This is a genomic window from Halorubrum marinum, assembly GCF_048381195.1.
In the GTDB taxonomy this organism is placed as follows: domain Archaea; phylum Halobacteriota; class Halobacteria; order Halobacteriales; family Haloferacaceae; genus Halorubrum.
Window position 1 is genome coordinate 365914 of the sequence record NZ_JBLWMM010000003.1, and the last position, 15331, is coordinate 381244.

Here is a 15331-nt window from a genome sequence, read left to right on the forward strand (position 1 = left end):
GCTAGTTGAAGTAGCGGTCCGCGCCCTCGTGCAGCTCGATGGACATCCCGTCCTGCGCGGAGTCGGCGGTGATGAAGTCGGTCTTGATCGACAGGCGGTCGAGGTTCTCGAAGATGGCCTCGGTGACCGCCTCCACGGTGTCAGCGGAGAACTCCTCGCGGGTCGCGATCATCGCCTGCACCGAAACGGTGTTGACGTCCTCGTCGATCCCCCCGTAGGTCCCGGCAGGGATGGTGTCGTCCGCGAACCAGGAGGCGTCGTCGCGGGCCGCCTGTCGCTCTTCGTCGGACATATTGAGGATCTGCACGTCGGTCGTCGTCGCGATCTCCTCGACCGCGCCGACGGGCCAACCGCCGACGACGAACGCCGCGTCGACGTCGCCGTCGCGGAGCTGGTTGGCCGCCTGCGTGAAGTCCGTGTTCTGCTCGTCGAAGTCGTCCGTGGTGAGTCCGGCCGCGGATTCGAGGATCTGCAGGGCGTTCACCTGCGTCCCGCTGCCGAGGTCGCCGGTGTTGACGCGCATGCCCTCCAGGTCGGAGAGCGACTCGACGCCCGCGTCCGGGTTGAGGAGCACGTGGATCGTCTCCGGGTACAGCGTCGCGACGCCGCGGAGGTTCTCGATCGGGTCGCCCTCGAACGCCTCGAGTCCCTCGCCGTTGCGGGCGAAGTAGGCGATGTCGTTCTGGATCATCGCGAAGTCGGCGTCGCCGTTGCCGAGGCTGCCGACGTTCTCGACTGACGCGCCGGTCGAGGAGACCTCGACCGGGTAGTCGGTGTTGTCCTCGATGATGCCCTCGAACTCGCCGGACAGCGGGAAGTACGTCCCGCCGGTCCCGCCGGCGTGCCAGCGGATAACGTCCGTCTGACCGCCGTTACCGTTGTCGTCGCCGTTGTCGTCGTCGGTGCCGTCGTCGCCGTTGCCGGTGCCGTCGTCGTCGCCGTTACCGGTGCCGTCGTCGCCGTTACCATCGTCGTCTGCACAGCCTGCGATTCCGATGACGCCCGCTGCTGCGGCTCCGCGAAGGAGCGTTCGGCGGTCGACCCGCTCGCTGATTAGGTTGTCTGACATACGACACGTAGTACACCACGACCATTCATAACGGTTTCCCTACATAGAGACAATGTCCGGATCGATCGGGTGATACGGAAGCTGCCGGAGGATCGTGCGCTGCGGACGGTGACCCTGCGCCGCCGAATGAAAAGGTCTTTTAATGGGACAGCGGTACGATTCAGTGAGGGCCGGTAGCTCAGTTAGGGAGAGCGACGGACTCTTAATCCGTCGGTCGCGTGTTCAAATCGCGCCCGGCCCGCTTTCTGACGGACGGATACCGAGTCGGGTCAATAGCGTTTGTCTCATTGCTATACCCCTGGGTATACATCGAACCGTCCTGAGAAACGCACAACTAGCGTCAGTATTTGTTTCGCACGTGCGCTTCGCAACGCACCACTCGGACCACAGCGTAGTCGATACCAATTGGGCTACATCCGATTCCGACTGAATAGTATACCCATCACCGAGAGACAGGCCACGCGTACGGCAGCCAACCGGAAAAATACGAACGTGAGGAAACGGGTTAGTTACCCGTCCTCAGGAGTTTCTGGCTGTTCCTCGTCGCTGTCGTCTTCGCTGGAGCCGTCTTCTTCATCGTTCTCATCGTCAGCGTCGTCGGCGTCGTCACCGTTCTCATCGTCTACTCCATCGGAGTCGTCTGCGTCGTCGGAGTCGTCTGCGTCGTCGGAGTCGTCTGCGTCGTCGGAGTCGTCTGCGTCGTCGGAGTCGTCTGCGTCGTCTGAGTCATCAGAGTCATCAGCGTCGTCCCCGTCGCTCGGCGGTCCTTCGCCGGGCGTTTCGATCATGATGATCGCGTCCTGTCCGAAGTCGTTCGAGAAGACGCTGTGGATGTACGTTCCCGGGGGGCCCGTAGCCCTTATCTCGAACTGAATCTCAGTCGAGCTCTCGCCGTCGATCTCGACGTTTCGAGTCTCCACGAGGTCACCGTCGAACCGGAACTGGACCGGCTGTTCGACGGCGAAGTCGTTGGGGTTCGAGACGGTGGCGGTCACGGTAACGTCATCGCCCACATTCGCCGACTCGGGTGCGGTGAGGTCGGTGATCTCGAAGGAGTCGATCTCGTCCACAATCATGACCTGAGCCGGCTGTCCCTCGTCGCGCGTGTACACGCCGTGGATGTACGTATCGGAGTCGAGGTCAGACGTGTTGACTTCGGCGGTGAAACTGGTCGATTCCCCGGCATCGAGCGTGATTTCCTCACGAGCCGACACGGCACCGGCGAATCGGTACTCCACGGTCTGCGTGTCCGCCTCGTCGTTGGGGTTCTCGATGGTCGCGTTGACGTTCAACGTGTCACCCCGTTCGACGGCTCCGGGGGCAGTCAGATCAGCCACGACGAACGACTCGCCGGTGGTCTGCGCGGCTTCGACGGTAACGTTCGCCGAATCGGTGACCGCCGTTCCGTTAGCGAGGTACGGACCGTCCTCGGACCCGTCGGTCGCGACGAAGTCGTAGGTCTCGTTCGCGTTCGTATCGCGGTGCGGCATCGCGATTAGCGTCTCGTCTTCGGTCAGCTCCGTTTGGTCGAACGTCGCTCCCGGAACGCCATCGAACAGCGTGACCGTTACGTCCTCGTTCTGTCCGGGATCAAGATACTCCGAGACACCGATCACGCTCCCGGTAACCTCTCCGTCGAGCAGGCTATCATCGTGGATCACCACGAACCCGCCGTCGGACATGTTCACGGAATCAACGGTGACCGACGTGCCGTCAGTCATCTGATCGGAAAACGATACCGTCGCGTCGTTACCCGCCGGAGAGTCGACCTGTGGCCGGGGGTCTTGAGCACCGACCATCCCCACCACGGAGGTCATCATCACCGCTGCCAGTACGACCGCGATTAGTTTTTTTGTTGCAACTTCCATGCGTACAAGTACTCGTGTCCCCGCTCAAAAAGTGTATCTCAACTTTCATGAATGGGTGACAGTCCGGATCTGCAGTGAATGAACAAATGTCTGGTAATCAGAATGAACGTTCCCCGACGCATTCCGTGAACGACCGACGCGTTCGTCGAGACTCGCCCCGTCGACCCGGCCGTCTCCTCCTCGACGCGACCTTTTATACTCGCCGTCGACGACGGGCCGTCCATGGGAACACTCGACGACACGACGGCACTGGTAACTGGCGCGAGTTCCGGTATCGGGGAGGCGACGGCGCACGCGCTCGCGGAGCGCGGCGCGAACGTCGCCCTCCTCGCTCGCCGCCGTGAGGCATTGGAGGCGGTCGCACAGCGGCTAGAGGCCGACTACGACGCGCGAACCATCGTCGTCGACGGTGATGTCCGCGAGCGCGAGACAAGCGAGACGGCCACCGAGGCGGTCACCGAGCGATTCGGTGGGCTCGACGTGGTCGTCGCCAACGCCGGCGTCGGCCGCGGAAGCGACGTGGAGACGATGACCGACGAGGAGTACTTCACCATGCAAGAGACGAACGTCGACGGCACGTTCTTCCTCACGCGAGCGGCGCTTCCATATTTGACAGAGAGCGAGGGAACGCTCGTGGTCGTCGGCAGCTTCGCGGGTCAGTTCCCGCGCTCGTTCAACCCCGTGTACGCCGCGACGAAGTGGTGGGCACGCGGCTTCGCTCACAGCGTCGCGGCGCAGGTCGGCGACGAGGGCGTCGCCGTCTCGGTCGTGAACCCCTCGGAGGTTCGGACGGAGTTCGGCAGCGAGGACGGCCAACCGTTCGAGGAGCGCTTCGAGCCCGGCACCGTCACCGAACCGGAGGAGGTCGCAGAGGCTATCGCCTTCGCGGCGACGCGTGAGGGGTCATCTGCACAGGAGATCGATCTCTACCGGCGAGATAAGTTCGCGGAGAACCTGTGAGAGTCGTCGCTACGAGACCGTAGCCGCTCACTGTTCGGGTTCGATCGGCGTCCCGCACTCGGGACAGTCGTCGGCGGCACGCGAGACGGCGAGGTCGCAGTTCGGGCAGAATCGACGATCGCAGGCGGCGTTTCCCATGACGAACCACAGTCGTCGCCGCAACAAAAAATCCGAGGGACGACCGTTGGCGGCGGGAGCGAGATCCCTCGAATCGAAACCCCTTTTGAACCGCTTCGCGCCGATCCGGTGTGAGCAACGCAGACAGGCGGTCGCAGTTCTGGGCCCTCTACGTCACCCGATTCGCCGAGGGGTTCGGGTTTATCACCCTTATCACGCTGCTCGGACCGTACATCAACACGCTCGACCCGCAGGCGACGACGATGCTCGGCCTCTCCGTCTCCGCCGGGTTCGTTATCGGGATGTACACGACCGGCTTCACGCTCGCGCAGACCGTCGCCGTCGTCCCGCTCGCGTGGGCCGGCGATCGCTTCGACAAGCGGACCATCTTGCTTTGGGTGCTCGCGGTCGGTGCGGGCGTCTACGCGCTGTTCCCGCTCGTCGACTCCTCCGCGTCGTTCATCCTCATCCGTGCGCTTCAGGGAATTGTCGTCACCGGTGCGGGACTCATGACGCTCTCGCTGGTCGGGCAGATCGCCGACGTCGGCACTCGCGCCGACAAGATCGGAAAGGCGAACGCCGCCTCGTTCGGTGCCTCGATCCTCGGGTCGCTGTCAGCCGGCGGGATCTACGACGCCGTGGGCTTCGGTCCGGTGTTCACGATCATCGCGGCGCTGATGGTTCTCGCGTGGATCACGACGTGGCTGTTCCTCGACGCCGACGAGACGCGCGTCGAGGGATTCCCCTTTTCAGACCTCGCCGTGAACCGTCGGCTCATTACCATTTCGACGTTCCGCGCCCAGTACGCGTTCGCCGTCACGATGGTTCGGACGTGGATCCCGATCTACGCCGGCACGTCGATGCTGGCCGGTGGGCTCGGCGTCGCGGGGATCGCCATCGCGGTCACCGTGACCGCCGAGAAGGCGACGAACATGGTCGGACAGCTGTTCACCGGCCGCCTCTCCGACCGATACGGCCGCTCGCTGTTCGTCTTCGCGGGCGGCGGGGCGTACGGCGTGATCGCGATCCTGATCCCGCTCGCTCCGGTCGCTGGCACGGTAGTCGGTGCCGACGTGACGCTTCCGCTCCTCGGCGACCTCCCGCCGGCGTACCTCCCGCTGGTGGTCCTCTCCGGTCTGCTCGGCGTCGCCGACTCGTTCCGCGAACCGGCCAGCATGGCGCTGTTCGCGGACGAGGGAACCGACGAGGGCGGCGTCGCCTCCAGCTTCGGCATCCGCGAACTGGTCTGGCGGCCGGGCTCGGTGGCGGGCCCGCTCATCGCCGGCTACCTCATGGTCGAGGTGAGCATGGACTCGGTGTTCTACGTCGGCGGCGCGTTCGCGATCACCGGCGTGCTCGCCTTCCTCGCGATCCTCGCGCGTGACCACGGTCGGGCGGCGTTGACGGCGTGGTAGGACGCGAGGTCGGCGATGCGGCAGGAGATGGGAGTAGAGCGTCAGTACTTACGCTACACTGAAGGGACGAACAGACGTTCGCGGGCCGTGCCGCCGCGAGACGTCAACACCCTCACCCTCTCGGTCTCCCGAGATCAGTCGTCGCCTTCCGTTGACGCTGCCGCGGTCGAGTCCGGGAGTCGTTTCGTCTCGCTGTCCACGCTGATCCCTTCCCAGTCGTCGTCGGTGTGGAATCCCTCGCGCTCCTTGGCTCCGGGTGCGACGCGGATGAACTCCGCGTCGTCGCGGGCCCGTTCGATCGTATGGCCGCCGCAGTACGACAGCCCGGACCGAATCCCCTGACAGAACTCGTCGGCGACCGTCGCGACGGGCCCCTTGTACGGCGTCAACGCCTCGACGCCCTCGTCGGCACCGACGTCGGATCCCTTGTCGTCGCGGTCCTCGGCCGCAGCGGTCGTCGCCATCCCGCGAGAGCGCTTGTACCGCGTCCCGTCGACCTCGACGACCGCGCCGGGAGCCTCTTCGGTGCCGGCGAAGAGACTCCCGAGCATCACCGTGTCTGCGCCCGCCATAAGGGCCTTCACCGCGTCACCGGACGTGCGGATCCCGCCGTCCGCGCAGATCGTCACATCGAGGTCCTCGGCCGCCTCCGCACAGTCGTCGACCGCCGTGAGCTGCGGGACGCCAGCACCGGCGACCTTCCGAGTCGTGCAGTGTGACCCCGGGCCGATCCCGACTTTCACGCAGTCCGCACCGGCGCCCGCGAGGTCCTCGACGCCCGCGGGCGTGGCGACGTTGCCAGCGACGAGGTCCACGTCCGGGAACTCGTCGGAGATGGTCTCGACCGCTGTGATCGTCCGGTCGAGGTGCCCGTGCGCCACGTCCACGACGAGCGCGTCCACTCCGGCGTCGACCAACGCGGCACTCCGTGCGACGTAGTCCTCGTTGATGCCCACCGCGGCGGCGACCTGCTCGCCCGCGGCGGCCACCCGTTCGACCTGTGCCGCTTGCTCGTCGGCGGTGAGGAATCGATGGAGCACGCCGACCCCGCCCGAACCGGCGAGTTCGATCGCCAGTTCGGCCTCCGTGACGGTGTCCATGGCCGCCGAGATCAACGGCGTCTCGAGTTCGACTGACGGCGTGAGCCGCGTCGAGAGGTCCACGTCGGTCCGGCTGTCGACCGGTGACCGCTGCGGCACGAGCAGCACGTCCCCGTAGCTCAGTCCGGTTCGTAGTTCGTTCATTCCCTCACGAGGAGCGGGATGCGGAGTAATAAACCCCTCGCTGAGCGTTCACCCGTTCGGTCCGCGACGGGAGCGGTCCGCGACCGCGTCAGATCGCTCCCTGCTCTTCGAGCGCGTCTTCGAGCGCAGAGAGGACGTACTCGACGTTCTTGGGTCGTGCCGAGTATCCCATACAGCCGATCCGCCAGATGTCGCCCTCCAAGTCGCCGAGCCCCGAGGCGATCTCGAGGTCGTACTCCTCCAGGAGGTAGTCGATGACCGCGCCGTCGTCGACGCCGTCGGGGACCTGGACCGCGTTCAGGCTCGGGAGCCAGTACTCGTCCGGCGCGTTCATCTCTAAGCCCAGCTCTCGGAGTCCGGCCTTCAGGTCGCCCGCGACGGCGCGGTGGCGGTCCCAGCGGTTCTCGATCCCCTCCTCGGCGACGAGCCGGAGCGCCTCGCGGAGCGCGTACACGTTCGTGATCGGCGCGGTGTGATGGTACGAGCGGTCGTCGCCCCAGTACCCCTCGAGGAGCGAGAGGTCGAGGTACCACGACCGCGGCCGCTCCTCGCGACCGAGCACCTTGTCCATCGCGCGGTCGTTGAGCGTGAGCGGGCTCGCGCCCGGCGGGCACGACAGGCACTTCTGCGGGCCGGAGTACGCGACGTCGACGTCCCACTCGTCGACGCGCATCTCGACGCCGCCGAGCGACGTGACGCAGTCGGCGATCACGTACGCGTCGTGCTCGTGCGCGATGTCGGTCAGCTCGGGGACGTTCGGCTGGAGCACGCCCGTCGACGTCTCGGCGTGGACGAAGCCGAACACGTCCGGCTGGTGCTCGTCGAACGCGGCCTCGACGTCGACGGGATCGAGCGGCTCGCCCCACGGGGCGTCGACGTCGACGACCTCGCCGCCGGCGCGCTCGGCCATCGATCGCATCCGACCGCCGAAGTACCCGTTCGTCGGCACCAACATCGTGTCGCCCGGTTCGACGAGGTTCCCGATGGCGGCCTCCATCGACGCGGAACCGGTGCCGGAGACGGGGATCGTCCACTGGTTGTCCGTGCGGAACGTGTACCGAAGCAGCTCCTGTACCTCGTTCATGATCTCGACGAACGAGGGGTCGAGGTGACCGACGAGCGGCGTGCTCATCGCCTTCAGGACGCGCGGATGCACGTCGCTCGGCCCCGGCCCCATCAGGGTGCGGTCCGGCGGCGTCAGTTCGCCGACATCTGGGACTTCGGAACGCTGTCTGGTCACTTCCGGTGTCTTGCTCATACGCGACTATATCAAAGGCACTGTCAAAAGCACGACGAAACCGGTCTCTCGCGTCCTACGCTGTCAGTTGGTTTTCCCGGAGTGATTCGGGGGCCGGGCCTCACTCGGCGTCGACGAAGTCCGGTTCCGTTCGCTTCTCGTCGCGCTCGGCGACGAGGTGATCGACGAAGGCGTCCCGCTCGACGTCGCCCTGCTGGTTCTCGAAACGGTCCCGTACGGAGACGGTCCCCGCCTCCTCCTCCTCGTCGCCGACGATGACCATGTACGGGAGGCGGTCGTCGTGGCCCGCGCGGATCTTGCGACCGACCGTCCAGTCGCGGTCCTCGACCTCGACGCGGAAGCCGGCGTCTTCGAGCTCGTTTTTGACGCGGTGGGCGTACCCTAGCGTCGCGTCCGAGACGGGGAGGATCCGGACCTGCTCGGGCGCGAGCCACAGCGGGAAGTTGCCGTCGAAGTGCTCGATGAGCACCATGAAGAAGCGCTCGTAGCTCCCGTACAGTGCACGGTGGATCATCACCGGCTGGTGCTCCTCGTTGTCCTCGCCCGTGTAGGTGAGATCGAACCGCTCGGGCATGTTGAAGTCGAGCTGGACCGTCGGGCCGTCCCAGACGCGACCTAAGGCGTCCTCGAAGCCGAAGTCGATCTTCGGGCCGTAGAAGGCGCCGTCGCCGGGCTCGACACCGTAGTCGTAGCCGCCGGACTCTAGTACGTCACGAAGCTGTTCCTCGGCGGACTCCCATATCTCGTCGCCGCCGACGGACTTGTCGGGGCGGGTCGCGAGCGTCACGTCGACCTCCAGATTCAGGGTCTCGACGACCTCGAAGATCATCTCGATGACCGACTCTATCTCCCGGCGGATCTGGTCGGGTCGGACGAAGAGGTGGCCGTCGTCGATGGTGAACGACCAGACGCGCGAGAGCCCGGAGAGCTCGCCGCGCTGTTCCTTGCGATAGACCTTCCCGTTCTCGAAGTAGCGCTGCGGGAGGTCGCGGTACGACCAGGACTGCTGGTCGAAGATCGTCGCGTGACCCGGGCAGTTCATCGGCTTGAGGCCGTACTCCTCGTCGTTGACGTCGAGGAGGAACATGTCGTCCTTGTAGTTCTCGTAGTGGCCGGACTGCTTCCACAGCTCCGTCCGGAACACGTGGGGCGTCTCGACCTCCTCGTAGCCGTTCTCGCGGTTGAGTTCGTTCGCGAAGTTCGACAGCTCACGAAGCACGGTCTTGCCCGGCGGGTGGTACAGCGGGAGGCCGGGGCCGGTCACCGTCGGGATCGAGAAGAGATTCATCTCCTGGCCGATCTTCCGGTGATCGCGCTCTTCGGCCTGCGCTCTGAGCTCCATGTGTGCTTCGAGGTCAGACTCGGAGGCGAACGCCGTCCCGTACACGCGGGTCAGCGTGTCGTTGTCCTCGTCGCCGCGCCAGTAGGCGGCCGAGACCTCCAAGAGGGTCGCCGCGCCGATCTCGCCCGTCGACTCGACGTGCGGTCCCCGACAGAGGTCCTGCCAGTCGTCTTGGACGTAGAAAGTGACCTCCTCGTCGTCGGCCTCCTCGTCTAAGATCTGCAGCTTGTACTCGTTGTCGGCGTAGATCTCCTTGGCTTCCTCACGGCTCCGGACGACTCGCTCGATGTCGTAATCGGCCGCGATGATCTCGTCCATCTCGGCTTCGATGGCCGCGAGGTCGTCTTCGTCGAGGTCGACGTCGGCCACGTCGTAATAAAAGCCCTCGTCGGTCGGCGGTCCGATCGTGAGGGTCGCCTCCGGGCGGAGTCGCTGAAGGGCCTGCGCGAACACGTGGGCGGCGGAGTGGCGCAGCACCGTGAGGTACTCGTCGGACTGGTCCGTGACGATCTCGATCCGCGCGCCGTCGTGAACGCCGGCGTGTTTCTCGACCAGTTCGCCGTCGATCTTCCCCGCGACGGTGTCGCGACCGAGCCCGGGGCCGATCTCGTAGGCGACGTCTTCGACGGTCGATCCCGCCGGAACGTCCAGTGCTGATCCGTCCGGGAGGACGACCGTCACGTCGGCCTGCGCATCCGTCTCGCTCATACGTTTCCGGAACCGGACGAGCGGCATAAGTGTGTTCGATCCACGGTGACACGCCGAGCGTCGCTCCGTGCTCTCGGCAAGTGCAACCGCCATCAGAGACAAGCAGCGGGCGACGCAGTCATGGAAACACGCAAAAGGGGCGGCAACGTTTGCGGGTACATGACGACCCATCGGGAGCCCCTATCGTCCGTGTTGGAGACGATCGGGGAGACGCCCCTCGTCCGGGTGCACGACTCGCCGGACGCGGTGCCGGTGTACGCGAAGCTGGAGTCGTTCAACCCCGGCGCGAGCATCAAAGACCGCATCGGGAAGTACATGCTCGAACGGATGCTCGACCGCGGCGACATCGGCCCCGGCGGCACCGTCGTCGAGCCGACGGCGGGCAACACGGGTATCGGACTCGCGGTCGCGGCGAAACAGCTCGGACTGAACGCCGTCTTCGTTGTACCGGAGCGGTTCTCGGTCGAGAAACAGCAGCTGATGCGAGCGCTCGGCGCCGAGGTGGTCAACACGCCGAGCGAGGACGGGATGGGATTCGCCATCGAACGTGCCCACGCGATCGCCGAGGAACTCGACGACGCGGTCGTTCCGCAGCAGTTCTCGAACCCGCTCAACGCGGAGGCCCACTACGAGACCACCGCCCCGGAGGTCGACGAGGCGCTCGCTGGCGAGGTGGGCGCGGTCGTCGCCGGGTGCGGCACCGGCGGCACGCTGATGGGGATGGCGCGGTACTTCCGCGAGCGGCACGCCGAGACGCACGTCGTCGCCGTCGAGCCGGAGGGGTCAGCCTACCGCGAATTCCTCGGGGAAGAAGTCGCCCACGAGGAGTACAAGACGGAGGGGATCGGCACCCACGACATCGAGACGAACGAGCTGTTCGACCCCGATCTCGTCGACGAGATTCGCGCGATCCCCGACCGTGAAGTCCACGAGGAGATGGGTCGATTGGCCGCGGAGGAGGGACACCTCGTCGCCTCGTCTGCCGCCGCGAACGCCATCGCCGCGAAGCGGACCGCTCGCGGGATTCGTGACGGCGACATCGACGCGCCACACGACACCGTCGTGACGGTGTTTCCCGACTCCTCGGAGCGATACCTCTCGAAGGGCGTGTATCGGTCTTTCGAGGAGTGGGACGGGTAGTCAACCGACGGGGCGGTATCACTTGTCTTAGCCGCGCAGCCGTCGGTGCTCGACTTTCATACACCGATCCTGGACGACCTCGATGCCGTCGCTTTCGGCCGCAGTCGCCGCGTCGTCGTGACTGATTCCCAACTGGAGCCACGCGGCCGTCGCGTCTCCCCGAGCCGCGTGTCGCTCGCGCACCGCGTCGAGAATCTCCGGGACCTCCTCGCTCGGTCGGAAGACGTTCACGATATCCACGTCCTCCTCGACGTCGGCGAGCGCGTCGTACGCGTGCTCACCGAGGATTTCGTCGGCAAAGGGGTTCACCGGGATCACGCGGTACCCCTGCTGTTGGAGGTACGCAGGGATATCGTGAGCCGCTTTCCCGGGCGTCGTCGAACAGCCGATCACGGCGATCGTCTCGGCGTCGAGCAGGCGATCGAGGTCGGCGTCGTCAGTGAGAGGCATAGCTCGATATTGCTTGCGGCGCGGATTAAACCTATCAGTCGCGGTCGTTTCCCGGGTCGGCTTAGGCCAGTCGGATCTCGGTTTCGCCGTCCTCCGACACCGTGATGATACCGTCGAACAGCTGCTTGAGCGTGTTCATCGCCTGTTCGTCGTGTGACGTCGAGTCGATACTGAACAGGCCGAGCCCGTTGACACTCTGGATCCGACCGGTGAAGACGTGGAGGAATCGGAACACCGTTTGCAGGTCCGAGTACATCAACAGCGTCGACAGCGAGTGAACCATCACCCGGTTCTGTTCGATCCCGCGGTCGCCGAACGCTTGGAGGAACTCGGAGAGCTTGATTCCGATTCCGGTCATGTCGACGGGAGACGAGGCGTACTTGATGCGGTCGGACTCGCGGGCGTCGTTCACTCCCTGCTGGCGCGTGACGCAGTCCACGACGGCGACCGGTTTCCCCTCGTACGGCGTCCGCTTGGCGTAGTCTTTCAGCACCCGATCGGCGCCGTCCTTCGTCGTCACGACGATGGCGCCGTCGCCCAGTTCCGTCCCGGCAGCCAACACGTCCATCATCAGCTGCCGCTTTCCCGTGAGCGGCGGCCCGGTGAGAAGCAGGTTCGTGCCGGGTTCGACCTCCTCGTCGAACTGTGGTCTCAGGTCATACATGGGCGTACCTCGGCGACGGCAAGACGGATTCGGGCCCCTCGTTCGGCTGGAACGCCGTACGACCAAGACACATCTACTACGAAAAACATACCCGGTCCGAATAATATTCTTTTTGATCCCCTACCGCCGTCTCGACGACTGAACCGTCGGGCGCCCGTTCGAATGTCCCTTACCGATTTGGAATCGCGGGACTTAACATCCTCTCCGCGATATCGTTTCGTAGGGGCGCTTAGCTCAGTCTGGATAGAGTGCTTGGCTTCGGACCAAGTTGTCGCGGGTTCAAATCCTGCAGCGCCCATCATTCTGCGTGACGGGTAACATTTGGCAGACGGCGGTACGGCGCTTATAAAGGAACCCCTCTTCGGCCGATTTGATTTCATCACGTTTCGGAACGGGGGTCGCCGGTGTCATGCGATTCGCTTACATTTGAATGACAGCGCGGCCACATAATACTAGGGTGTATAGTGTAATTGGCGGTGCGCGCGCGAGGATTACGAAGTAAACCAAACCCGTATGCCATCGATTGACGCGGTGATCAGAACGAATTCTACTATGTCCACTCAGTTGTAGTCCTCAGAGGTCCCAATTCCTCTTCTCGAAATTACCCCCACTCAAGTACGTCTCTACGTACGTACCTATGTACACATGCAGGCACGTGAGTAAGTACCATACTATTACACCGTCGGGCACGGCAGCCTCAAGAGAATATGAACAGCGATAAGATGTCTATGAAGTGCTTCTATGCCGTACTGAGTACAAGCCGTTGAAAGCGCAGTACGGTGTGACGTAAGTTTATCCACTACTATGCCACTTGCGAAGTACTGAACCAATTCGCTCGATCACCGCAGCTTCGCTCTGATTATGTCGCGCCGCCTCACAGAGGTCATCGAAACACTCGGCAAGCGTGGCAACGACGCTATTGGGAAGTTTTCTCGGGTCAATTGCTGGGATGTCTTTCACGTCCCCTGGTTCGACCTTCAGTAACCCATCTACGAGTCGCCGTTGCTGCTGAGAGATTCCGATATCGTCGAAGACAAAGTTCAGGTACGCCAATAGCGCCTTCTGGCCTTGCTGGGTTATCTCTGGGTTCGGATAGATTCCGTAGTAACTGTTCAAGTGTTTAGCGGCGGTCTCATTGCGTATCGCGCGGAATTCTGATCGGCCTGTCGACGTCACGAGTATCGGTGCGGTATCACCGCGCTCTACTCGGTACCATGGATTCCGACCGTGTACTGTTGACCTCGTCGAGAGTGATTCGTGACCGGTCAGACCATACCGCAAATACTCGATGATCGGGGTTGAAGATTCTATGGTCAGTGAGTCTTCTGCCCAGCGGGCACACCCCGTTTCGTCGTCATACGTCGTTTCGGGGACTCCCATTATTCGGTCGAGGTGGTAGAGCAGCCACGTTGGCCGCCCGTGGCTATCGTACTCGTTCCAGTCCTCCGGACGGATATCATACCCATCGACGTACCGCCGGCTTGGAACGATGCGTGACAGGTACTGCGGGTCGATTCCCCAGTCATCGACTTGGTTCTGGGAGAGACAGAAGAAGTCGTTCTCACCGGTCTGCAACCCGCGGTGGACGTCTGCGATATCTGAGAGTGGCGGTAGGTCGGACACCTCGGCAGCGTTCAGGTCGAACAGATTCTCCCATCGTTCCTCCGGGCTCAGCTCCGACTGCTCGATACAATTGATTACTCCCCAGTCCGTCTCTCCATGAGTACCATCCCGAGCTGCCTCCAGTTTCGTCTGAACGCCAGGGTCCTTGTCGACACGAATGAACCGTGTCACCCCGACATCCGCTTCGTCATCGGTCGCTTCGAGGAGCACGACCATACTGGTTGTCTGCGCCGTTTCGAATTTCGACTCGTTCTCTGGATTGTCCAAAAGAAGCGCCGTAATGTCGAATTCCCGGAGCAAGAATCGCTTGAGGGGCTCACCGAAACCCCGCGAGAGGAAGTGGTGAGGCGTGAGGACGGCCGCCCGATCCCCGGTGTCGAGGAATTGTCCGAGATGGTAGTAGAAGTACGCGTACAGCGGGGACGTTTTCGGGATCTCTAATCCCGTTTGATTCTCGGCTTGCGCGTTGATTTTGTCTCTGTACGCCGAGGGGAGCGAATCGTGACGCGTGTAGGGGGGATTACACAGGACTGCGTCCACGTTTTGGACTAAGTCCGCTGGACCCAACTCGAAGAAATCAGTTCTACGGGTCTCGTGCCGTTGCCCGGAAATCGCCTGTGCAACTCCCCCCATGAGCGCTGCAAGTGGACTGCGATCAACCCCATCAACACATTCGGGGTCCGTGCTTATCTCCCAATCCGGGTGGAACGGTGTCGATAGCTCGCCAGCTCCCATCCCAGGATCAAGCACGGAGTCTCCACCGCTGACAGCCCAGGTTCGCATCAACTCTGCAAGTTCTGTCGGTGTTCGGTACTGTCCGAGAACCCGACGATGTTCCCTGGCAACCAACGTCTCGTACAGACGTCCGATATCCGTTGCTGGCTGCGTGGACTCCAGAAGCTGAGTTCGTGCTTCTGTGACGGCGACGGTGTTAGCTTCGACACTCCAAAGGATCTCATCTAATGCACACGCAGTAAACGCCGAGTCACCGGTCTCCTCGTAAGCGATCTTGAACTGTTCCTGCGTGTTGCCGGTGAAATCCGGGAGATAGCCGCGTTGATGGTACCATTCGTAGAGCGTGGCCTTCAACAGGAGTCCGAACACCGCTTGGTGAGCAATGATCGAAGGTGTCGCGTCGTCACTGGGAACGTACCCGTGGAGGCCACACCACGACTTGACTGCTGCTTGAATTTCGGGTGACGGGTCCGCGATTCCGGACTCAAGCTCTGCAGTAGTTGCTTCTAATCGCTCGACGAGGCCGTCGCTGTAGGCCGACTGGTTCCTCAACCCAGTACTGACGTACTCGCTTCTCGGCGGCGCTGGTTTTGACTGAGCAAGCGGTGACGTGGTGGCGATACTGGTTACCGATATGTCTGGTTCACTATCGACAGCCGCATAGGTGCGGTGTGTCACTCGGCGAAATCTGTCTCGTTGAGTTGTCATCGGAGTGCCTCGGCTTCATGAACCACCCCA

General features: G+C 63.4%; 11 protein-coding genes and 2 tRNA genes. 5 read left to right on the forward strand and 8 right to left on the reverse strand.

The window, feature by feature from the left end; genetic code table 11:
* Nucleotide 1: 1 nt before the first annotated feature.
* A complete protein-coding gene (locus ACNSN4_RS05665; RefSeq protein WP_418284808.1) occupies nt 2-1069 on the reverse strand; it encodes a TAXI family TRAP transporter solute-binding subunit in 1068 nt (355 codons plus the stop codon).
* A 167-nt stretch (nt 1070-1236) separates the two neighbouring features.
* Between ACNSN4_RS05665 and ACNSN4_RS05670 the strand changes: the two genes are divergently transcribed.
* Nucleotides 1237-1310, forward strand: a tRNA-Lys gene (locus ACNSN4_RS05670).
* Between the two features lie 268 nt (nt 1311-1578).
* Here the strand turns inward: ACNSN4_RS05670 and ACNSN4_RS05675 are convergent.
* Nucleotides 1579-2937 (reverse strand): DUF7282 domain-containing protein, encoded by a 1359-nt coding sequence (locus ACNSN4_RS05675; protein WP_418284809.1) that lies wholly within the window; start codon nt 2935-2937, stop codon nt 1579-1581.
* 222 nt (nt 2938-3159) lie between these two features.
* Between ACNSN4_RS05675 and ACNSN4_RS05680 the strand changes: the two genes are divergently transcribed.
* Together ACNSN4_RS05680 and ACNSN4_RS05685 are read left to right on the forward strand one after the other, a co-directional pair.
* Nucleotides 3160-3897 carry an SDR family oxidoreductase gene (locus tag ACNSN4_RS05680; RefSeq protein WP_418284810.1) on the forward strand — a complete coding sequence of 246 codons (738 nt, stop codon included), beginning with the start codon at nt 3160-3162 and terminating at the stop codon, nt 3895-3897.
* A gap of 248 nt (nt 3898-4145) precedes the next feature.
* Complete coding sequence (locus tag ACNSN4_RS05685; protein ID WP_418284811.1) at nt 4146-5429, forward strand: MFS transporter; 1284 nt, start codon at nt 4146-4148, stop codon at nt 5427-5429.
* Nucleotides 5430-5563: 134 nt separating this feature from the next.
* On the opposite strand, the gene ACNSN4_RS05690 is transcribed toward ACNSN4_RS05685, so the two are convergent.
* The 3 genes from ACNSN4_RS05690 to thrS form a co-directional block, all read right to left on the reverse strand.
* On the reverse strand, nt 5564-6673 hold the full coding sequence (locus tag ACNSN4_RS05690) for a guanosine monophosphate reductase (RefSeq protein WP_418284812.1): 1110 nt from the start codon (nt 6671-6673) through the stop codon (nt 5564-5566).
* Between the two features lie 88 nt (nt 6674-6761).
* Entirely contained in the window at nt 6762-7931 is a 1170-nt protein-coding gene (locus tag ACNSN4_RS05695; RefSeq protein WP_418284813.1) for a pyridoxal-phosphate-dependent aminotransferase family protein, read from the reverse strand.
* Between the two features lie 100 nt (nt 7932-8031).
* Nucleotides 8032-10008, reverse strand: coding sequence for a threonine--tRNA ligase (thrS, locus tag ACNSN4_RS05700; RefSeq protein WP_418284814.1), 1977 nt, complete (start codon nt 10006-10008; stop codon nt 8032-8034).
* A 132-nt stretch (nt 10009-10140) separates the two neighbouring features.
* On the opposite strand from thrS, the gene ACNSN4_RS05705 reads away from it, so the two are divergent.
* The gene (locus ACNSN4_RS05705) at nt 10141-11121 is read left to right on the forward strand and encodes a PLP-dependent cysteine synthase family protein (protein ID WP_418284815.1); all 981 of its coding nucleotides are present in this window, start codon (nt 10141-10143) and stop codon (nt 11119-11121) included.
* 27 nt (nt 11122-11148) lie between these two features.
* Here ACNSN4_RS05705 and ACNSN4_RS05710 read toward each other — a convergent pair whose 3' ends face one another.
* Both ACNSN4_RS05710 and ACNSN4_RS05715 read right to left on the reverse strand, forming a co-directional pair.
* Nucleotides 11149-11571 (reverse strand): CoA-binding protein, encoded by a 423-nt coding sequence (locus ACNSN4_RS05710; protein ID WP_418284816.1) that lies wholly within the window; start codon nt 11569-11571, stop codon nt 11149-11151.
* A gap of 61 nt (nt 11572-11632) precedes the next feature.
* Complete coding sequence (locus ACNSN4_RS05715; RefSeq protein WP_418284817.1) at nt 11633-12235, reverse strand: RAD55 family ATPase; 603 nt, start codon at nt 12233-12235, stop codon at nt 11633-11635.
* A 223-nt stretch (nt 12236-12458) separates the two neighbouring features.
* Here ACNSN4_RS05715 and ACNSN4_RS05720 point away from each other — a divergent pair.
* Nucleotides 12459-12533, forward strand: a tRNA-Arg gene (locus tag ACNSN4_RS05720).
* 494 nt (nt 12534-13027) lie between these two features.
* Here ACNSN4_RS05720 and ACNSN4_RS05725 read toward each other — a convergent pair.
* Complete coding sequence (locus ACNSN4_RS05725) at nt 13028-15301, reverse strand: Eco57I restriction-modification methylase domain-containing protein (RefSeq protein ID WP_418284818.1); 2274 nt, start codon at nt 15299-15301, stop codon at nt 13028-13030.
* Nucleotides 15302-15331: the final 30 nt, after the last annotated feature.